A 19,445-nucleotide genomic window follows, 5' to 3' on the forward strand; every position below is an offset into this window, starting at 1 on the left:
GACCGCACCGCTCAGCACGACCACCTCGCCGACCCCGAGGGCCAGCGCCAGCGCCACCGTCATCCGGGCCAGCGCCGCCCCCTCGACCCGCCCGAGGACACCCGCCGCGACGCCAACACGCACCCCCTCGGAGTCATGGCATACTGCGAAAAACGCGCCTACCAGCGCAAACAATTAGTCAATTAGTGGAATACGCTGCCGCACAACACAACCCGGCACCGAACCCTCCACCAGCGCCGACGAGGAGCACTATGGCCACCACCGTCAGAGTCACAACCCTCACCCTCGGCACCGCCGGAGCCCTCGTCGCCTCGACGACCAGCGCCGAAGTGTTCCCGACCATGGCCAGCGCCAAAGAGCAGGCCGAAGCGCTCTACGGCCCGATCAGGTGGCGCCCGAGCGAGTCGACACGGTCCTCATGGGCAATCGGGACGCCCTCCGCGCGACCGTCCGCGTACGACCAGCGCATCGTTGTTGCGCCAGCGGCCAAAGGTGTCGCCGAGGTTGTAGAAGAGCTGCGCCGCCTCGACGCGCCGAACCTCGACGACATCCGTCAACGGGTCCTCTCACGACAACGGCCAGCGCCAGCACAACCGACCGAGGAGACCCCGGCATGACGACCACCCGCTTTGTGTACTCATCTCTGCTGGTCAGCAACGATGCCCGCCTACTCCGCGCGACCACCTCGGCGCTTCACCTCGACATCGGCTCTGCCGCCCGCGCATGCGAGATCAGCGAACCGCCCGAGCGGAGCGTCGATTGGTTGCCCGCGATTCTCGACCGTGCCGACCACCTCGTCGGTTTGGCCATCGACCACAGCCCCTCGGCCAGCGCAACGCCGTTCATCTCACCGCGACTTGTCCATCCGGCCAGCGCAACCGAATACGAGATCCGGTCTATGTGGGCGCATATCCGCCGGTCAGCGCTTTTTCTCATCGAACTCAACGAGTACCGGCAGGAACGCGGCCTAGAGGTAGAGGAGGCGCCCCGATTCGACACCACCCCAGCGCCAACCCCCACCTACCCTCGCGTATAGGGGCACTCAGTACCGGCCCAGTACTAGGCCCAGTACCCCCAACCCCAGCGCACCACCACACGCTTACGCACCACCACGCACACAAGCGCACCCACGCACCACCAGCCCCACCACCCACAGCCCAGTACAGCCCTCACGCGCCTACAGAGCCCAGAGCTAGGGCAGCCGGTACACACAGGCCAACAGCCCTCACACTCACGCACGAAGAGACTCAGGCCTTGGCAATGAGACCGCAGAGACCGCAGACATCGACCCGACCCCTCTAAGGTCCTGCGGTCCCACTGCGGTCCCACTCGACGAGCCGCATACCCTAGAAGGGTATCTACCTGCGGTTTTAGAGTGCGCGCAGTAGGATTTGAACCTACGACCGCTGGTGTGTAAGACCAGAGCTCTACCGCTGAGCTATACGCGCGTGCCGCGCTGACGAACGTGGCGCTGCGCACACGAATTTAGTCGCTCCGATGCCTGTCGCTCAAACCGGGTCTGGGTGGTCGGGTCGCCAGCCCTTCGAGGCTCGTCGCTTTCGCTCCTCGCACCTCAGGGAGCAATGGCGGTCGCTTCTCGCGGATCGGGGAGCGGAGGGTCAGGCGAAGACGGGCGGAAGGGCCAGGACCATCACCGCGCCCCAGATGACGTGGGTGATCGCGGGGGCCAGGACGCCGGCGGTACTGCGCCGCAGGATGGCGCAGACGGTGCCGAGGACCGCGCCGGCGAAGCCGAGCATCACGTTGCCGCTGGCCATGGTGACCAGCACGTAGATGACCGTCGACACGAGGATCGGATTGTGCGGGCGGGCCGCCGAGTAGACCGAGCCGCGGAAGAACAACTCTTCGGCGAGGCCGTTGAGCATGGTGATCGCGGTGACCACGGCGAGGCTGCCGAAGTCGGCGAAGGCCAGCACCTGGTTGGCGAGGTCGCTGACGCCGGGGATCATCCGTGCCGCCAGGCCGCCGACCACGAACGCGCCGCCCACGGCCAGGCCGACGACGACGCCGAGTCCGATCGCTCCGATCCGGTCGGGCGGGCGGGAGGGGGTGGGGCTGAAGGCGCCGAGCCGCAGCGGTCCGGAGACGAACGCACCGACGATCCACACCGCCGCCAGGCCGATGGTCAGCGGGTAGAACGCGGCGTCACCCGGCTCCACGCGCAGGGAGATGCCGAGAACCACCGCACCGATGACGAGAAAGACGCCGACCAGCCAGCGTCGTCGGATGTAGTGGGCGCCGGGATCGGGGTCGCGGTCCGCGGCGACGGAGTCGTACAGGTCGCGCGCCAGTGAGGTCACCAGCACATCACCACCTAGTTCGATCGGTCAGGGAGTCGGTCGACTAACGGTCACCGCTCACGACGCTACATCGGCGCGACTGGGTCGGAGGACTCCGACGACCTTGGTGGCCACCCCGAGGGACGTGCCGATCGTCTCGACGACGCTGCGCTTGACCCGCAACCAGTCGCCGCCGGCCCAGGCCGGGTCGGTGTCGGCGAGGTGGTGGAGGTCGTCGAGGTCGCACACCGAGCGGGGATACGGCGACCGCACGGATGCGTGGACGGCCTCGCGCATCGGTGTCAGTCCGCCCGCCGGCGGCGGGACGAGATCGCGGATGCGGTGCTCGGACGCCGTCATCGGATGGTCGAGCGAGGTGACGAGCTCCTCGGTGAGCGACGCCGGGACCGGCACGAGCATGCCGCCGACCCGGCCCGCGAGCCGGGTCGAGATCCCGAAGACCGGTAGCCGCAGCCTCGGCATCCGGATCGCCGACACGTACTCGTGCAGGATCGAGATGTAGCGCGCGCTGTCGGGTCCGGAGATGTCGTAGTTCCCGGCGGGCAAGACGGAGGAGTCGCACGCCGCGGCCAGATAGTGGACCGCGTCGCGGATGGAGATGGGATCCATCTCGTTGGTGATCCATTCGGGTTCGGGGATCACCGACAGTCGGTCGGCCATGTAGCGAATGATCTCGAACGACGTCGAACCCGCGCCGATGACCACTGCGGCGCGCAGCCACACCAGTTCGGGCCCGCCGTCGACCACCAGTCCGTCGGCGACGTCGGCGCGGCTCTGCAGATGGGTGGACAGTTTGTCGTCCGACGGCACGAAACCGCCGAGATAGATGATCCGTCCCACTCCGGCGTCACGCGCGGCTTCGGCGACGTTGCGTGCGGCGTCGCGGTCGCCGTTCGCGAAGTCGGCCTGGCCGATGGCGTGGACGAGGTAGTAGATCGCGTCGATCTGCCCGGCGTCCGACATCGCGCTCCTGACCGACGCCGGGTCGTCGGCGTCCATGGTCACCATGCTGACTTGGTCCGACCAACCGAACTTGGCCAGCTTCCGGGTGTCCCGTGACGTGACGACCACGTCGTGTCCCTGCTTGAGCAGTGCGCACACCAAGCGGGAACCGACGTACCCCGTGGCGCCAGTGATGAGAAGTCGCATGACACCGACGGTAGAGAAAATCGGCGGAGTCGGTCGGCTCGGGAGCGTCCATGTGACAGACACGGTGCCGATGTCACGGTCGGGTAACGGCGTCGGTGACGGTCACGGTTGCGCGACGACTGCCCGTCGGTACCGTTCGGCGACCCGGTCGTGGTACTCCGCGGCGGCCACCAACTCGGCCCGGAGTTCAACCGGTTCGATCACGGTGAAATCCGCGCCGAAGGCGTACAGCCAGCGAGCGATCTCCGCGAGCGACGTGCTGTACAGCGTGATCTCGCAACTGTGCTCGTCGCCGGACTCGAGTGCACCCCACGATTCGTGGACCATCGCCGACACCGCGTCGAGCGAGGCGTGGATACGCACCCGCGCCGTGACGCGTCGGTAGACGGACCCGAGACCGCGCAGTACGAACGCCGCCGCGCCGCCCTCGGGTGGTTCGCGCGGGGTGAAACGCGGTCCGGTCGGCACCTTCGGTTCCATCCGGTCGACCCGGTACGACCGCCAGGCGCCGCGTTGGATGTCGAAACCGACCAGATACCAACGGTTCCCGTTGCGGACGAGTCGATAGGGTTCGATCTCGCGTCGGCTCTCCTCCCCGTCGTTGCGCCGATAGTCGAACCGCAGCCGCTCGTTCCGATGGCATGCGGTCGCGATCTCGGTGAGCCGGTCGGCGGACACCGCGCTCGCCGGCGCGGTACGGGGCACGGCCTCGATCCGCAGGGCGTCGAGTCGGTGGCGCAGCCTCGACGGCATGACCTGACGCAGCTTCGCGAGCGCGCCCGCCGAGGCCTCCGCCATGTCGGCGACCGCACCGGTCGTCACCGCGTCGAGCCCCAGAGCGACCGCGAGGACCTCCTGGTCGTCGAGCAGCAGCGGCGGCATCTCCGCGCCGGCACCCAGCCGATAGCCACCGCGCGAGCCGACGTTGGCGTCCACCGGGTAGCCCAGCTCGCGCAGTTTGTCGATGTCGCGCCGCACGGTGCGGGTGGTGATGTCGAGGCGCTCGGCGAGTTCGGGGCCCGACCACTCGCGTCGTGTCTGCAGTAGCGACAGCAACGCGAGCAACCGCGCGGAGGTTTCCAACATGTGCCCATCCTGCCCGACGATGCGGACAGGTCCGGTCCTTGTTCGTCGCGTCGTCCCTGTAGGGGCGCGGTCAGCAGGTGATCTGCGATTCCGGGTCGGTGGTGTAGTCGAGCCAGCGGCCGTATGCAAGGCCGCCGATCTGGTTGCGCATCGTGCAGATGTCCTCGAGAGTGCGGCCCGCGACGTAGTAGACCGCATAGATCGGAGTGCCGTCATCGCTCACCTGCTTCAGCGACGGACACGACTGATCTGTGCGCAAGTAGCTCGCACCCGGGTACTGGTTCAAATAGGACTGCACCTCGCCGGGGTAGTTCCCGGGTGCGGTCGCGTTGGCGACCACGACGATCCCCGTGCCGTCGCACGCCGGCCGGGTCATCGGCACGGTGAGACCGAGATCGCCGGGGACGATTGCGGGTTGAGGACTCGCCGACGGCCGGGGTGCCGGACCCGGCTGCGACGCGGGGCCCGGTTGCAAAGTCGGTCCGGGAAGGGGCGTCGGTTCGGCCGGCGTCGGCGTCGTTGGCTGGGGCGCCGCCTCGGTGGTCGTGGACACTGCGGATGCGTCGGCGGCTGTGGTCGCCGGGTTGTCCCGCTCGGTCGTGACGATCGCCCAGGCGACGACGCCGGCGCAGATCAGCAGCACGACGGACGTCGCCACGACGATGGGAACGAGAGGTGACCGGCGGCGGGGCGGTGTGGTCCAGACCGCGGCCCGGGTGGCGTCCCACGGCCCGGCTGGAGCGGCGGGTGTCGATGCCGACGGGGTGGCGGGCACGACGGTGGGGGTTCCGGCCGGGACGATCGTCGGCGCGCCACAGAGAGGCTCCGACCGCAGGGCACCGCCGGCGTCGGCGACCAGCGCCGCCGCCGAGAGCTGGCGCTGCGACGGATCTTTCGCCATCCCGCGGGCGATGACGTGATCGATCGCGGCACCGAGGCGCGGCGGCGGGGCGGTGAGGTGGGCGGCGATCAACCGCTCGATGGTGGTCGCCGAGGCGAACGGGTGCACTCCGGCGAGACATTCGAACAGCACGCACGCCAGCGCGTAGATGTCGGCGGGCGGCCCCACGGCATCGTCGCCGAACCGCTCCGGCGCCATGTAGCCGAAGGAACCGACTGCGGTGCCGGTGCTCGTGAACCGTGTGTCGGTGTCCGCCTGTGCGAGACCGAAATCCACGAGGTACGCGAAGTCGCGATCGTCGACGAGAATGTTGTCGGGTTTGACGTCGCGGTGGACGAGGCCGGATCGATGCGCAGCATCGAGGGCGTCACCGATCTGACCGACGATCCGCAGCGCGCGTTCAGCCGGCAGGGGTCCGTCCTGCAGGAGCAGGGTGCGTAGGTCGCGGCCGTCGACCAGGCGCATGTCGATGAACAGGCGCCCCTCGATCTCTCCCCAGTCGTGGATCGGGATGACGTGTGGATCGTTGAGGCGGGCGGCAACGCGCGACTCGCGGTGGAACCGGTCACGGAAAGCCGGGTCGTCGGCGACCTGAGGGCTGAGCAGCTTCAGGGCGACGACCCGGTCCTTGCGGGTGTCGGTCGCGCGGTACACCTCGCCCATTCCGCCCCGGCCGATCAACCCGTCGATGAGGTACGGACCGAGCCGGTCGCCGGCGCGCACGGATGCAGACACGCGGACAAGCGTAGGGTGTCCGGGTCGTTCGCCGGGGCCGACACCACGCATTGTCCTCCGTTCGGCGGGTCCCGGGATCCGCAGATCGGTCCCCGATACGGTTGAACCGAGTGACCCGCCGGCGACCCTGATCGCCGATCCAGACCCGAGGAGAAACGATGGCGACGACGATCCTGCCGATCGACGAGGTGACCGAGGCTCTGATCGCGCAGTGGGGCGTGATCGGCGAACTGGCCCGCGCGCTCGACGACGATGCGTGGTCGGCGCCGTCGGTTCTGCCCGGCTGGACCAATGCCGACATCGTCGCCCACATCGTCGGGACCGAAAGCATGCTCGACGGCCGCGACGTCGAGGCCACCCGTACGGTCAGCGCCCTCGACCACGTCCGTAACCCGATCGGCGAACTCAACGAGAAGTGGGTCGACCATTACCGCCCGAAGCCGCGTGCCGAGGTGGTCGCCGCCCTCGACGAGATCATCGGCGTCCGGACCGAGGCGCTGAAAGCCATGTCGCAGAACGACTTCGACGCCGAGTCGATGACGCCCGCCGGGCCGGATACGTACGGGCGCTTCATGCGGATTCGGATCTTCGACTGTTGGGTGCACGAGATCGACCTGCGTGACGGCACCGATCGTTCCGCCGTGGCCGAGCCGGGCCCGGCGTCGTTCGCACTCGACGAGATCGGCGCGTCGTTGCCCTTCGTCGTCGGGAAGCGAGCCGATGCACCGAAGGGCAGCACCGTCCTCTTCGACATCACCGGGGTGTCTCCGCGAACCGTGCGAATCGCCGTCGGGGACCGGGCGGGTGTCGTCGACGAGTTCGACGGCGGCGACGACGCCGCCGACGTGCGTATCCGGCTGGATGCGACGAATCTTGCGCGGTACGCCGGCGGCCGACGGGATGCCGATTCGTCTGCGGTGGAGTTGCACGGCGACCAGGTTCTCGGACAAGCGATCCTGAGCCGGATGAACTACGTGATCTAGTCGGGTGGACCTCGGCGGCTAGTCCTGATTTGGTTGCGGTTTGTATCGCTTTGCGGGACAAGTCGCAACCGGATCAGGCGGCCGAACGGCTCAAGGCATTTCTCACCGTGGTCACCACCTGATCGCCGCGTTCGACGATGTCGGCCCAGGTGAAGTTCAGGACGGTCCAGCCCGCGGCGATGAGCGCATTGCGCTTTGTCCGATCTCGCTGAAACGTCGTGACATCGCGGTGGTAGGCGAATCCGTCGATTTCGACAGCCAGCTTCTCCCGGGTGAAGGCCACGTCGACGACATATCCCTCGGCGCCCACGTTCGGTGTCCAGCTCACTATGCCCGACTCGCGAAACAACGTGGCCACGATTCGCTCCGCCTCCGATCGCGCGCCGTCGCCGAGGAGTCGCAAGTACTGAGTGATGGCCGGAGAACCATGCCGCCCGGGGTAGCGCGAGTGTGCGGCCTGCAGGTCGGTGAGTTTCACCGCGCCGGAGAGAAGAGCCGAATCGAGGACAGCGATTCCGAGTTCGGCGGAGGCGTCGAGGACGGTGAGCGCCGCTGCGGTGACCCTGAGGTCGGCGTGCGTGGTGACGTCGGCGTCGGTCAAGCGGCGGTGCCGGACCACCGCAGTCGCTGACGAGCGCGTATGCGCTCTGTGAGAACCGGTGGCCACGAGGTGTTTTCGGGGCTCTTTCGGGTGGAGGCCCAACCACCAAGCGGCGGCAACCCCACCCAACGCGGCGTCGAGCTCACGGAGAGCACCGCGATCCGTGCCTGTGCGCGCGCCGATCGGTGATGGCCCAGAATTCCGGTTGCGGTTTGTCCCGGTTGCCGGGACAAACCGCAACTGGATCCACATGGACTCCGCGGGTCACCCGCCGACGGTCGCTTTTTGGATCAGCAGGTTCTGCTTCGGCGGGCCCGACGCCGCACCCGGGGCATTCGGGGTGAAACCGCCTGCCAGGACCTTGTCGAGGACGGCGAGTCCGGACGGGTCGATGGTGCCGACGGTCGAGTAGGTCAGCGGGAGGTCGGTGTCGTCGGCGAGCAGGAAGAACGTCGTCGAGCCGGTCGCGCCTTCGTCGTCTGGCAGATCGAGGATGCCGACGGTGCCGCGCGGATAGGTGACCTGCGGTACGCCGTCGTCGTCGGTGCCCGCCGACGGCAGGTTCTCGGGCAGCTCGTCCGGGCTGGTCCAGCCCGGGTTGGTGCCCTCCCGGCCGCCGGACGAGCCGCAGATGAGGTACTGCCGCGACGCGCGGTGACACTTGCTGTTGTCGTAGAAACCGGACTCGATCAACGACACCATCGCCCCCACGTTGCAGGGCGCCTCGGCACGGTCGAGCGTCAGGTCGATCGTGCCCTGGCCGGCAATGGGGATCTGCGCGTCGACCGTTCCGGTGTTCGGCTGGCTCGGGGCGGGAGCGGGCTGGGTGATGCCGCCGACCGCGGTTCGTGTCGGGTAGTCGCACGCAACGGTGCCCGCCGGGATCGCGCTGGTCGACGTGCTCGGCGGGGCCGGGTCGCCGCCGCCCGAACCGGCCAGGACCACGATGATGCCGGTGACCGCCAGCGCGATCACGACCAGCCCGGCACCCACCGCGATGGCCACATTCCGTCCGGTGTTCGATTTCCGCGGCGGGGCGGTCGGGGTGCCCCACTGGCCCGGGCCCGCGAACTGTTGCGGGCCGGAGAACTGTTGCGGGCCGGAGCGCTGGGGAGCCGAATAGGACTGGGGACCCGAGCGTTGGGGACCCGGGTAGGACGGCGCGCCCGAATGCGACTGGGGGCCCGAATAGGACTGGGGACCCGAATGTCGTTGCGGGCCGGACTGTCCCGGCGGTGGCCCGAACCCGGGGGCGCTGCCGGGCTGTCCGGGCGCGGGTGTGCCGGGCGAGATGACCGTGCGATCCGAGGGGACCGGACTCCCGGGCTTGCGAAACGCGTCGGCGCCGGCCCCTCCGGGCGCGTAGGTGGGCGGGGCCATCGGGGGCGGTGTCACGATGCGCGGTGTCACCGTCGGCGGTGCCGACGACGCGGGCGGTTCGGTCAGCGCCGACGCCGCGGCCCGGATCAGTTCGCGCGCCGTCGGATAGCGCTGCGCCGGATCCTTGGCGAGTCCGCGCGCGATGACCGGGTCGAGCGGACCGCCCATCGTCGGCGGTTCCTTGGTGATGTGCGCGGCCATCAGACCCTGGTCGGTTTTCACCGGATACGGGGTCTGACCGGTGACACTTTCGTACAACACGCAGGCCAACGCGTAGTTGTCCGAACTCGGCCCGGCGGGGTCGTCGCCGAACCGCTCCGGCGCCATGTAGGCGAGTGTCCCGAGCGCGGTCCCGATCTGGGTGAGGCGGCTGTCGCTCGCGCCCTGCGCGATGCCGAAGTCGACGAGGTAGGCGAAGTCGTCGGCGTCGACGAGGATGTTGTCCGGCTTGATGTCTCGGTGGACGAGGCCGTTGCGGTGCGCGGCGTCGAGAGCCGACGCCACCTGGCCGAGGATCGCAACCGCCCGGGCGGCGGGCAGCGGACCGGCGGCGAGCAGCTTGCGCAGGTCCTGCCCGTCGACGAGCCGCATGTCGATGAAGAGGACGCCGTCCTTCTCGCCCCAGTCGTGGATCGGGATGACGTGCGGGTCGGAGAGCTTCGCCGCGGTCTTCGACTCCCGCTCGAAGCGCTCGCGGAAGTCCTTGTCGTGCACCAAGTGTGGGGGCAGGAGTTTCAGGGCGACGCGGCGTTCCCGGACGGCGTCGTAGGCCTCGTAGACCTCACCCATCCCGCCACGACCCAGGAGTCTGTCGATGCGGTACGGACCCAGCGTCGTACCCGCACGCGACGATGGATCGCTCACGTCATCCTCGGTTCCTCGGCGTCGGGATCGAACCCAACCCTATCCATTGGCGACAACGGGTGTGCAGCGTGTGCCGGCAGCCGGGTCACGACACCGCGTCCGGCGGGCGGCCGCGCGACCACCCCGGTGCTTCACGGCTCGTCGGTCAGGGCCTCGCCGCGGGCGAACTCGCGGGCCCGGTCACCGGAGAGGATTTGCGCCGGTAGCGGATCGCTGAGCAGGGTGCGGACGAGGGAGGCCGACGGATCGAGCGGGGTGTCGCTACCCGCGATCACGATGTTGCCGGTGCGTCGACCTTTGAACATCGCGGCGTCGGCGATGAGCGCGAGATGGTCGAACACCGATCCGACGGTCGCGGCTTCGGCGCGGGCGCCGGCGAGGTCCCGGCTGTCGCCGCAGTTGGCGAGATACAGGCCGCCGGGGACGAGAACGTCGCGGACGCGTTCGGTGAATTCGCGCGTCGTGAGGTGCCGTGGGGTGCGATCGCCGGCGAACGCGTCCCGTACGACGACCTCGCGGGTGCCCGGCTGCAGCGACTCGACGACTTGCCGCGCATCGCCGACCCGGATCCGGAGTTTCGGCGCACGAGGGAGGTCGAACCACTCCCGTACGAGGCGTGCGAGTTCGGCGTCGATCTCGACGGCCACCTGGCGGGCGTCCGGGTAGCGGTGGTCGAGGTGGCGCGCCAATGCGCAGGCCGCCCCACCGAGATGCAGGACCCGGAGTCGATCGGTCGTCGGGTGCCGTTCGTCGATGACGGCCGCCATCTGCCGCAGGTAGTCGAAGTCGAGCGCGGTCGGGTCGTCGGGGTGGATGTGCGAGCTGTGCGCCCCGTTGATGGTCAGCAGCCACCCGCCCGCGATGGTGTCGGGGCTCAACTCGGCGACGCCGGTGTCGATGTCGTACCGACCGGGTGTCGGGTGTGCGGTTGTCCGGGCCACGGGGGCCAAGTGTGGCACGGGCCCGGCGCCGGGAGCGAAGCGAGCGGGCCGAATGGGTGCCGGCGCCGGGAGCGAAGCGAGCGGGCCGGAGGCACACGAGCCCGGGTGGATACCATCGCGCGGTGCCCAGACCGTCGCGTTTCCGTAGTCCGCACCCCGATCGCCGTCGTGGTGACGTCACCGCGGCGGGGTTGGTGGCCGGGTTCGTGCTCGACGAGCTGTTCGGTGATCCGTCGCGCGGTCACCCGGTGGCCGGATTCGGACGGCTGACGGGTGCGGTCGAGCGGCGTATGTACCGGGACTCGCGGGCGGCGGGCGTCGGGCTGGTCGGGGTGATGGTCGGTTCGACGGTGGCGCTCGCGGCGTTGCCCGGTCGGCGATCTGCAGGCGTTGTCGACGTCGCGGTGACCGCGGCGTCGACGTGGGTGGCGCTGGGCGGCACGTCGCTGTGTCGGGTCGGCGATGCGGTCGCGCAAGCGTTGGAGGCCGAGGACCTCGAGGGTGCGCGAGCGCTCATTCCCAGCCTGTGCGGCCGGGACCCGGAGTCACTCGACGAGGCGGGGCTCTGCCGTGCAGCTCTCGAGTCGATCGCCGAGAACACCTCCGATGCGACCGTCGGTCCGCTGGTGTGGGGTGCACTGGCGGGTGTCCCCGGAGTGCTGGGGTATCGGGCGGTCAACACGCTCGATGCGATGGTCGGCTATCGGAGTGAGCGCTACCGGAACTTCGGCTGGGCGGCCGCGCGCCTCGACGATCTCGTGAACCTGCTGCCCGCGCGGCTGGCGGGTTCGCTGCTGGTGGTGATCGGCGGCGCCCCGCGGCGGACGATCGCGGCGTGGCGCCGGGACAGCAGTGCCCACCCGAGTCCGAACGCGGGGGTCGTCGAAGCCGGGTTCGCCGGGGCGCTGGGGGTGCAGCTGGGCGGTCGGACCGTCTACCCGTACGGCGTCGAGATGCGTCCGACGCTCGGTTCCGGACCGGCGCCGGGGCCGGCCGATCTCCGAGCCGCGGTCGCCTTGTCGCGGCGCGTGCAACGCGCGACGGTGCTCACCTGCGCGGTCGTCGCCGTGGTACGACCGGGCGTCGGAGCCGCGGCGAGGCGGCTCAGCCGCCGTATCGCCGGGTGAGCTTGTCGCGGACGTCGCCGGATTCGTCACCGGCGCGCGGGCCATGGCCGATGTCGCCGACCTGCTGGGTCACCGTCGTCCCGGCGGCGGCCCGCAATTCCTCTCGACGGTGCTGCCGGCGCTGGGAGCGGGACTCGACGGTCGTGGTGGCAGCGGCGACCGGGTCGGACGGCTGGTCGACGGCGGTGCCGGCGGCCGCGGTCGCCGATGTCTCGGTGGCCGCAGCGGCAGCCCGGCGACGGGCGCGGATCTCGGAGTAGAGGAAGTAGCCGACGCCGAGGGGGGCCATCACGCCGAAGGCGAGCCACTGCAGGCCGTACGACAGGTAGGGGCCGGTGTCGAGCTGGGGCAGCGGGATCTCGCCGAGCGAGCCCGGCTGGTCGGGGGAGAGCTGCAGGTAGAAGTCGTCCATCGGGGTGGACGTCGCCGCGGACACCAGCCCCGGGTTGATGGTCGCGACGGTCAGTGCGCCGTTCTCGACGCGTGTGCCGCGGTCGGTGCTCACGCTCTCGGCGGCCCGGATGCGGCCGTCGACGGTTTGCTCGCCGACGGGCGGGGCCGGGATGTCGGGGACCGCTCCCTCGACCGGGCGGACGAAACCGCGGTTGACGAGGATGACCCGGTCGGACCCGCTGACCGCGAACGGGGTGAGCACCTCCACCGCGGGGCGCTGATCGACGTTGCGGAGCCGGACGAGAGCCTGCCGGTCCGTCAGGTACCGCCCGGTCACCGCGACCGAACGCCACTCCGAGGACGGCACGAAGGTCGACGACGGCGCCACCTCCGCCAACGGTGCCGTCTCGATCGACGTGGCAGTGCGGATCAGGTCGTTGCGGCGTTCGGTGTCGGAGTTCTTGCCCAGCTGCCAGGGCGCGAGCAGGGTGAAGCAGGCCACCGCGAACGCCGCGACCACGAGACCGAGGGCAATCCACCCGGGCCGGAGGATCGTTCGCAGTACGTGCACACCGCCCAGGCTACCGAGCGGGGGTAGCCTGATCGAAATGCGAGACTTCCTCTGCTTGAAGTGCGGTCAGCGTCTCTCCTTCGAGAACAGTCTGTGTCTGAACTGCCGGAGCCCGCTCGGCTTCTGGCTGAAGACCAGGACCATCCACGTCCTCGACGACCAGGCGCGCGTGGAGGTGGACGGCGTGCTGCTCGAACGCTGTGCCAATACCAAGGTCGCGCAATGCAATTGGCTGGTGAAGTGGAGCGGCAAGCCGACCATGTGTGAGTCGTGCCGCCTCACCCGTACCCGTCCCGGCGACGACGATCCCGAGGCGCTGGTCATCTTCGGCCAGACCGAGACCGCCAAGCGTCGCCTCATCCTGGAACTCGACGAACTCGGGCTCCCCATCGAGACCCGGGAGGAGAACCCGGAGTCCGGGCTGGCCTTCGACCTGCTCTCCAGTGCGAAGCAGTCGGTCATCACCGGTCATGCGAACGGCGTCATCACCCTCGACCTCGCCGAGGGGGACGACGTCCACCGCGAACAGATGCGCGTCGAACTCGCCGAACCGTACCGGACCGTCCTCGGGCACTTCCGGCATGAGATCGGCCACTACTACCAACTCGTCCTCATCACCGACGAGCGACGAGCGGGCTTCGAGGAGCTGTTCGGAAACCCCGACGACGACTATCAGGCGGCTCTCGACCGCCACTACAGCGAGGGCGCTCCCGAGGGCTGGCGGCAGGACTTCGTGTCCTCATACGCGACGATGCACCCGGCGGAGGATTTCGCGGAGACGTTCGCGCACTACCTGCACATCCGCGACACGCTCGACACCGCAGCGGCGTTCGCCATGGCGCCCGCGGGCACGACCTTCGACGGGGTGCCGCCCGGGGACGTGGGATTCGACCGGGTCATCGACGAGTGGCTACCGCTGACGTGGGCGCTCAACCAGATCAACCGGTCGATGGGCCATCCCGACCTCTACCCATTCGTGCTGCCCGAGACGGTTCTGACCAAGATCCGCTTCGTGCACAATCTCATCGCGCCGGCGGCTTGAGATCTGGGCTCCCGGCACCCGCACTGCTTGGCCGCTGAGGAGAGGGCGTTGCCGGCGACCGGCAGACTTCAACTCGACTCCTAGACTTCGATCGAGGTCCAGGGGTCGAGTTGAAGTCTGTCGGTCACAAATCGGCGCAGGTACGCGAGACACTTGCGAGCGTCACGAGGGTCTTCGCAACCTCGGTCGGCAGACCCTTCGTGACGCGCCCTCCGCAAGCTCCGAGCGCTCCTCAGGGAGCAGAGGACAGACCGGCGGTTTTGTGGTTCTTTCGGATCAGGACACCCCTATTTCGGCCCGCACCCAGTCGATCAGGCCCGGCATCGAACCCTCGATCTGTTCGCGTGTCACCACGAAGTCGTCGGGGGTGCCGTAGTACGGGTCGGCGAGATCGAGGTCGTCGGCGGGCGCGGACGGATCGAACGAGCGCAGCAGTCGTGTGCGGTCGCCGAGACGTTTGCGTTCGAGTTCGCGCACGTGGCCCTCGTCCATCGCGAGCAGAAGGTCGGCCTCGAAATGTTCAGGTCCGATCAACGCGGCGACATGTGCGTCGGAGTAGCCGTGCGCGACCAATTCGGTTCGCGCGCGATTGTCGGCCGGCTCACCGATGTGATAGCCGCTCGTCCCGCAACTGGACACACGCACCTTGCCGCCGAGTCCGGCGTCGTCGAGTGCCGTTCGGAAGATGTTCTGCGCCATCGGTGACCGGCAGATGTTGCCCGTACACACGAAGCAGATGTGAAGTTCGTCAGACACTGCTACCTCAACAAGTCGATGTGCGCCTCAGCCGGTCGTCGGGTACGAGGTCACGCACCCAGGACGTCGCGGAGTTCGGCCACGGACTCGACCACCCAGGTCGCACCCTGGTCCTCCCCGCCCAGAGCGTAACCCCACCGCACGAGAATCGCTGAGATGCCGAATTCGGCCGCGCCCAGCACGTCATGGCTGCGGTCGCCGATCATCACGACCGGAGTGGTCACGTGCCCGGTCTGCGGGTCGGTGGGCAGTCCGAGTTCGGCGAGGGCGGAGGTGATCACGTCGGCTTTCTCGCGGCGGGTACCGTCGTCGCTGGCCCCGGCGATGTAGCGGAAGTGTCCGGCCAGATCGAAGTGCTCGAGGATCCGACGCGCGGTGGTCTGGTTCTTCGACGTCGCGATCGCCAGGGTCCGGCCGCCGGCGGCCAGATCGGCGAGCAGCTCGGCCATCCCGTCGAACACCGAGTTCTCCAGCCAGCCCACCTCGGTGTATCGCTCTCGGTACGCGCGCATCGCCTTGTCGGCCGTCTCGGGGGAGAGGCCCAGGGCATTCAGCGTGTCGATCATCGGCGGCCCGGCGATGCCGGCCACGATGCGCGGGTCGGGCTCGGGCGCCCCGACCACGGCGAGAGCATGCCGAAAGCTGTTCTCGATACCTGCGAAACTGTCGGTGACCGTGCCGTCGAGGTCGACGAGTAGGACGGTCTCGGGATGGCGGGGATCCGGCGTCGTCGTCACCTCTCCATCGTGCACGTAAGGTCTGAACACATGACAGTTGGGTACGACGCGCTCGACGTCGAGACCGGCCCGGCCGGGACACCGCCGCCGCGCGCCGATCTGACCGACCCGGAACGTCACGGCGACCAGGACGCCACGCCGGGGCTCGTCGACTTCGCCGTGAACGTCCGCGGTACACCTCCGGCGTTCGTCCTCGACGCCATCCGGTCGGGACTCGACGATCTTGCGCGATATCCGACCGGAGCGCAGGAGCGACGAGCCGTCGACGCGATCGCCGCGGCACACGGCCGTCGCCCCGAGGAAGTGCTGCTGCTCTCCGGAGCCGCCGACGGGTTCGAGATGCTCCCGCGGCTGGGGGTTCGTCACGCGGCCCTGATCCAACCGTCGTTCACCGAGCCGGAGGTCGTGCTCCGCGCCGCGGGCATCCCGATCACGCAGGTCGCGCTGGCCGCACCCTGGGAGCTGCCCGGTCCGGGAGACAGCGGGACCGCCGTGCCGGACGACGCCGATCTCGTCATCCTGGGCAATCCCACGAACCCGACGTCGGTGCTGCACCCGGTCGAGGCCATCGCCGCATTGCGCAGGCCGGGACGGATCCTCGTCGTCGACGAGGCCTTCGCCGACCTCACCCTGGGCGCCGACGGGTCACTCGAACCCCAGTCCCTCGCCTCGGTCGACTGGCCCGACCTTCTCGTGATCCGCAGTGTGACAAAGACTTTCGGTCTCGCTGGACTCCGCGCGGGTTATCTGCTCGGGCCGGTCGACCTGCTCGATCGACTCCGTGCCGGCCGACGACCGTGGGCCGTGTCGACCCCCGCGCTGGCCGCGCTGACCGCCTGTGTCGAGCAACAGGGGCAGCGATACTGCGCCGCGGTCGCGCGGCGGGTCGCCGACGAGCGCAGCGAGATGGTCGCCGAGCTGACGCGGATCGGGCTCCGAGTGGCGGCCGAGCCCGCGGCGCCCTTCCTGCTCGTCGAGATGGCCCACGCCACCGAGGTGAAGCAGCGGCTGATCCGCCACGGATTCGCGGTGCGCAGCTGCGCCAATTTCGTCGGCCTCGGCGACTCGCATCTTCGTCTTGCCGTCCGGGCACTTCCGCAGGTCCGCGCGCTCACGCGGGCGATCGAGTTGGTACGAGAGGAGATCGACAGTGGAACCGGCGAACGCGTCTGACGCGACTGTGACGGTGGGCGACGTGGTCGACGTCGTGGAGCGGGCTTATCCGCCCGCCCTCGCCGAATCGTGGGATGCGGTCGGTCTGGTGTGTGGCGACCGGGCCGACCCGGCGCGCGGCGTGCTGGTGTGCGTGGACGTCACCGATGCGGTGGTCGACGCCGCGGTCGCGGCCGGCGCAGGGATCATCGTCGCCCATCACCCGCTCCTCCTGCGCGGTGTCACCACCGTGGCCGCCGACACCCCCAAGGGCCGGATCGTCCATCGGCTGATCCGCAACGGGATCGCGCTGTTGTGCGCACACACCAACGCCGACAGTGCGCGGCCCGGCGTCTCCGACGCGCTGGCCGACCGGCTCGGGCTGCGCGGCACCGTCCCCATCGACCCGAAACCGGTTGCGGCAATGGACAAGTGGGTCGTGATGGTGCCGGAGGGCAACGTCGAGCAGGTCAGCGAGGCGATGTTCGCCGCGGGTGCGGGGGCGATCGGCGACTACCGGGACTGCTCGTGGACGGTCGTCGGAACCGGGCAATTCGAGGCCGGCGAGGACGCCTCACCGACCATCGGCGAGATCGGGATGCGCACCCACGTCGACGAGGCCCGGGTCGAGATGGTCGCCTCGCGCGGACTGCGGGCCGGCGTCCTGCGCGCTCTGCGCGACGCGCACCCGTACGAGGAGCCGGCCTTCGACGTGTTCGAACTGGCCGACCTGGGCAGCGATGTCGGGCTGGGCCGCGTCGGGTCGCTCACCGAGCCGATGACGTTGCGCGATTTCGTCGCCGAGGCCGCCCGGGTGTTGCGCACCCCGGCGGGTGTCCGCGCCGCGGGAGACCCGGACGCGCTGGTACGGACCGTCGCGGTGTGCGGCGGAGCCGGGGACTCCTTGCTCGGACGTGTCCGCGGTCTCGGCGTCGACGTCTACCTGACCGGTGATCTCCGTCATCATCCGGTCGACGAGAGTCTGCGCGACGGCGGGCCGGCCCTGGTCGACGCCGGACACTGGGCGACCGAGTTCCCGTGGTGTGCGCAGGTCGATGCGCTGCTCGAGGCCGAATTGGGCACGCCGGTGAGTGTCTTCGAGGCGCCGACCGATCCGTTCGCGCTGCACAGTGCGGGCTGACTCGGGAGAAACCGAGCCGCCGCCGGCACTCGCGCGCCCCCCGCGTACGGTGGGGGGACTTTCGCCGAAGAGGAGACCGCAATGAAAGTCGACGCCGCCGTGCAGCGACTGCTGCTCGATCTCGCGGACTCCGATGCCGAGATCAATCGTCTCGTCCATCGCCGCAAGACCCTGCCGGAGGACGCCGAGATCGCCGAACACAACTCCGCGATCGATGCCGCCCGTGACGATCTGGTGCGCGCGGAGATCGCCGCCGAGGACCTCGGACGCGAGTACCGCCGGATCGACTCCGAGGTGACCGGTATGGCCAACCGTGAGGCCAAGGACTCGGCCCTGTTGACCGCCGGTGGCCTGGCGCCGAAAGCGTTGTCGGAGTTGCAACACGAACTCGCGGGCCTGGGTCGCCGGCGAGCGGTGCTCGAAGACGAGATGCTGTCGCTGATGGAGCAGCAGGAGGCCGTCGAATCCGAACGCACCCGCGCCGCGGCGACCATCAGCCACCTCGAGGAGAAGGTCGCCGAAGCACAGGTCCGGCGCGACAAGTCCCTCGAGACCATCGACGAGGACCTGTCGCGCGCGCGGGAGCGCCGCGAGACCCTCGAAGCCGAGATCGATGCGCCGCTGCTCGCGATGTACGACAAGCAACGCGCCGGCGGCCGCATCGGCGCCGGCCTGCTGCGTGCACGCCGATGCGGTGCATGCCGGATGGAACTCGACCGCGGGACCATCGCCACCATCGCCGCGGCACAGTCCGACGAGGTGATCCGGTGCGAAGAGTGCGGCGCGATCCTCGTGCGCACCGCCGAGTCCGGGATCTAGATTCGTGACCGCGACCGCCGAAGAGTCAGTCCCCGAGCATGATTCGGCGACCAAGGCGCCGTCGTGGCAGGGTCGGCGCAGCGATCCGACCCGGTTGATCCTGCTCCGGCACGGCCAGACGCCGCTGTCGGTGGAGCGGCGCTACTCCGGGCGGGGCAACCCGGACCTCACCGACGAGGGCCGACGCCAGGCCCGCGCCGCCGCCGCGCGCGTGGTGCGCGAGGAGGGGATCGCCGCGATCGTGACCTCGCCGCTGCGGCGTGCACGGTCGACGGCCGAGGAGGTCGCCGCCCTGACCGGGATCGACGTCGTCGAACATCCCGGGCTGATCGAGAACGACTTCGGTGACTGGGAGGGTCTGACGTTCACCGAGGCGTCGCAGCGTGACCCGGATCTGCACCGCGCGTGGCTGTCCGACATCACCGTGCCCGCGCCCGGCGGGGAGAGCTTCGCGCAGGTCGCCGAACGCATTTCGCGGACGAAAGCCGAACTGCTGGAGAGGTATCCGGGTCAGACCGTGGTGCTGGTCTCGCATGTCACGCCCATCAAGACGCTGCTGCAGGACGCGCTCGGCGTCGGACCCGAACTGCTGTTCCGGCTGCACCTCGACCTCGCGTCGGTGTCGATCGCCGAGTACTTCGACGACGGCGGCTCCGTCGTGCGGCTCGTCAACGACGCCGCGCACTGGCGCGTCTGACGCCGCCGTCGAGGGTCCGCCCGACGCCTGCCGTATCCTGGGTGCGCGA

At 69.4% G+C, this 19,445-nt stretch carries 18 protein-coding genes, 1 tRNA gene and 1 pseudogene; 9 read left to right on the forward strand and 11 right to left on the reverse strand.

Features of this window, described 5'->3' with window-relative positions; all coding sequences use genetic code 11:
• Positions 1-251 precede the first annotated feature (251 nt).
• Both JW364_RS02640 and JW364_RS02645 read left to right on the forward strand, forming a co-directional pair.
• Positions 252-617, forward strand: a complete 366-nt coding sequence (locus JW364_RS02640) for a hypothetical protein (protein ID WP_068971552.1) — start codon at positions 252-254, stop codon at positions 615-617.
• Complete coding sequence (locus JW364_RS02645) at positions 614-1,036, forward strand: hypothetical protein (protein WP_068971553.1); 423 nt, start codon at positions 614-616, stop codon at positions 1,034-1,036. The genes JW364_RS02640 and JW364_RS02645 overlap by 4 nt, the downstream gene beginning before the upstream one ends.
• Positions 1,037-1,376: 340 nt before the next feature.
• Here the strand turns inward: JW364_RS02645 and JW364_RS02650 are convergent.
• From JW364_RS02650 to JW364_RS02670, 5 genes are all read right to left on the reverse strand, one after another.
• Positions 1,377-1,448: transfer RNA gene (locus JW364_RS02650), tRNA-Val, on the reverse strand.
• A 171-nt stretch (positions 1,449-1,619) separates the two neighbouring features.
• On the reverse strand, positions 1,620-2,327 hold the full coding sequence (locus JW364_RS02655) for a type II CAAX endopeptidase family protein (RefSeq protein ID WP_068971554.1): 708 nt from the start codon (positions 2,325-2,327) through the stop codon (positions 1,620-1,622).
• Positions 2,328-2,378: 51 nt separating this feature from the next.
• A complete protein-coding gene (locus JW364_RS02660; protein WP_068971555.1) occupies positions 2,379-3,470 on the reverse strand; it encodes an NAD(P)H-binding protein in 1,092 nt (363 codons plus the stop codon).
• A 102-nt stretch (positions 3,471-3,572) separates the two neighbouring features.
• Positions 3,573-4,556 (reverse strand): YafY family protein, encoded by a 984-nt coding sequence (locus JW364_RS02665; RefSeq protein WP_068971556.1) that lies wholly within the window; start codon positions 4,554-4,556, stop codon positions 3,573-3,575.
• A gap of 70 nt (positions 4,557-4,626) precedes the next feature.
• Entirely contained in the window at positions 4,627-6,192 is a 1,566-nt protein-coding gene (locus tag JW364_RS02670; protein ID WP_068971557.1) for a serine/threonine-protein kinase, read from the reverse strand.
• Between the two features lie 158 nt (positions 6,193-6,350).
• Here JW364_RS02670 and JW364_RS02675 point away from each other — a divergent pair, with 158 nt between their 5' ends.
• Positions 6,351-7,175 (forward strand): maleylpyruvate isomerase family mycothiol-dependent enzyme, encoded by an 825-nt coding sequence (locus JW364_RS02675; RefSeq protein ID WP_058253133.1) that lies wholly within the window; start codon positions 6,351-6,353, stop codon positions 7,173-7,175.
• Positions 7,176-7,248: 73 nt separating this feature from the next.
• On the opposite strand, the pseudogene JW364_RS02680 reads toward JW364_RS02675, so the two are convergent.
• From JW364_RS02680 to JW364_RS02690, 3 genes and pseudogenes are all read right to left on the reverse strand, one after another.
• Positions 7,249-7,976, reverse strand: a pseudogene (locus JW364_RS02680) (endonuclease domain-containing protein); the annotation flags it as partial.
• Positions 7,977-8,040: 64 nt separating this feature from the next.
• Positions 8,041-10,020 carry a protein kinase gene (locus tag JW364_RS02685; RefSeq protein WP_068971558.1) on the reverse strand — a complete coding sequence of 660 codons (1,980 nt, stop codon included), beginning with the start codon at positions 10,018-10,020 and terminating at the stop codon, positions 8,041-8,043.
• Positions 10,021-10,151: 131 nt separating this feature from the next.
• The gene (locus JW364_RS02690; RefSeq protein ID WP_058253131.1) at positions 10,152-10,961 is read right to left on the reverse strand and encodes a spermidine synthase; all 810 of its coding nucleotides are present in this window, start codon (positions 10,959-10,961) and stop codon (positions 10,152-10,154) included.
• Between the two features lie 122 nt (positions 10,962-11,083).
• Here JW364_RS02690 and JW364_RS02695 point away from each other — a divergent pair, with 122 nt between their 5' ends.
• Positions 11,084-12,088 (forward strand): cobalamin biosynthesis protein, encoded by a 1,005-nt coding sequence (locus JW364_RS02695; RefSeq protein ID WP_137808466.1) that lies wholly within the window; start codon positions 11,084-11,086, stop codon positions 12,086-12,088.
• Here JW364_RS02695 and JW364_RS02700 read toward each other — a convergent pair.
• Positions 12,066-13,052 carry an SURF1 family protein gene (locus JW364_RS02700; protein WP_171011517.1) on the reverse strand — a complete coding sequence of 329 codons (987 nt, stop codon included), beginning with the start codon at positions 13,050-13,052 and terminating at the stop codon, positions 12,066-12,068. The two genes, JW364_RS02695 and JW364_RS02700, sit on opposite strands and share 23 nt — an antisense overlap.
• A 37-nt stretch (positions 13,053-13,089) precedes the next feature.
• On the opposite strand from JW364_RS02700, the gene JW364_RS02705 reads away from it, so the two are divergent.
• Positions 13,090-14,094 (forward strand): putative zinc-binding metallopeptidase, encoded by a 1,005-nt coding sequence (locus JW364_RS02705; RefSeq protein WP_058253129.1) that lies wholly within the window; start codon positions 13,090-13,092, stop codon positions 14,092-14,094.
• 276 nt (positions 14,095-14,370) lie between these two features.
• Here JW364_RS02705 and JW364_RS02710 read toward each other — a convergent pair whose 3' ends face one another.
• Positions 14,371-14,850 (reverse strand): low molecular weight protein-tyrosine-phosphatase, encoded by a 480-nt coding sequence (locus tag JW364_RS02710; protein WP_068971674.1) that lies wholly within the window; start codon positions 14,848-14,850, stop codon positions 14,371-14,373.
• A gap of 50 nt (positions 14,851-14,900) precedes the next feature.
• Entirely contained in the window at positions 14,901-15,587 is a 687-nt protein-coding gene (locus JW364_RS02715) for an HAD hydrolase-like protein (protein ID WP_068971690.1), read from the reverse strand.
• A 30-nt stretch (positions 15,588-15,617) separates the two neighbouring features.
• On the opposite strand from JW364_RS02715, the gene cobC reads away from it, so the two are divergent.
• The 4 genes from cobC to JW364_RS02735 all read left to right on the forward strand — a co-directional run bounded on the left by cobC (position 15,618) and on the right by JW364_RS02735 (position 19,396).
• Positions 15,618-16,760 (forward strand): Rv2231c family pyridoxal phosphate-dependent protein CobC, encoded by a 1,143-nt coding sequence (gene cobC, locus JW364_RS02720; protein WP_068971675.1) that lies wholly within the window; start codon positions 15,618-15,620, stop codon positions 16,758-16,760.
• Between the two features lie 7 nt (positions 16,761-16,767).
• Positions 16,768-17,880 (forward strand): Nif3-like dinuclear metal center hexameric protein, encoded by a 1,113-nt coding sequence (locus tag JW364_RS02725; RefSeq protein ID WP_137808542.1) that lies wholly within the window; start codon positions 16,768-16,770, stop codon positions 17,878-17,880.
• An 81-nt stretch (positions 17,881-17,961) separates the two neighbouring features.
• Positions 17,962-18,699 (forward strand): zinc ribbon domain-containing protein, encoded by a 738-nt coding sequence (locus JW364_RS02730; protein WP_058253125.1) that lies wholly within the window; start codon positions 17,962-17,964, stop codon positions 18,697-18,699.
• Between the two features lie 4 nt (positions 18,700-18,703).
• A complete protein-coding gene (locus tag JW364_RS02735; protein ID WP_068971677.1) occupies positions 18,704-19,396 on the forward strand; it encodes a histidine phosphatase family protein in 693 nt (230 codons plus the stop codon).
• Positions 19,397-19,445 lie beyond the last annotated feature (49 nt).

It is taken from the genome of Gordonia sp. BP-119 (genome assembly GCF_016924115.1).
In the GTDB taxonomy this organism is placed as follows: domain Bacteria; phylum Actinomycetota; class Actinomycetes; order Mycobacteriales; family Mycobacteriaceae; genus Gordonia; species Gordonia hongkongensis.

What these genes read in the sequence shown, in the direction of transcription:
- JW364_RS02640 (WP_068971552.1), top strand. Translation starts at nt 252, where the DNA reads ATGGCCACCACCGTCAGAGTCACAACCCTCACCCTCGGCACCGCCGGA.
- JW364_RS02645 (WP_068971553.1), top strand. Translation starts at nt 614, where the DNA reads ATGACGACCACCCGCTTTGTGTACTCATCTCTGCTGGTCAGCAACGAT.
- JW364_RS02660 (WP_068971555.1), bottom strand. Translation starts at nt 3,470, where the DNA reads ATGCGACTTCTCATCACTGGCGCCACGGGGTACGTCGGTTCCCGCTTG.
- JW364_RS02665 (WP_068971556.1), bottom strand. Translation starts at nt 4,556, where the DNA reads ATGTTGGAAACCTCCGCGCGGTTGCTCGCGTTGCTGTCGCTACTGCAG.
- JW364_RS02675 (WP_058253133.1), top strand. Translation starts at nt 6,351, where the DNA reads ATGGCGACGACGATCCTGCCGATCGACGAGGTGACCGAGGCTCTGATC.
- JW364_RS02705 (WP_058253129.1), top strand. Translation starts at nt 13,090, where the DNA reads ATGCGAGACTTCCTCTGCTTGAAGTGCGGTCAGCGTCTCTCCTTCGAG.
- cobC (WP_068971675.1), top strand. Translation starts at nt 15,618, where the DNA reads ATGACAGTTGGGTACGACGCGCTCGACGTCGAGACCGGCCCGGCCGGG.
- JW364_RS02730 (WP_058253125.1), top strand. Translation starts at nt 17,962, where the DNA reads ATGAAAGTCGACGCCGCCGTGCAGCGACTGCTGCTCGATCTCGCGGAC.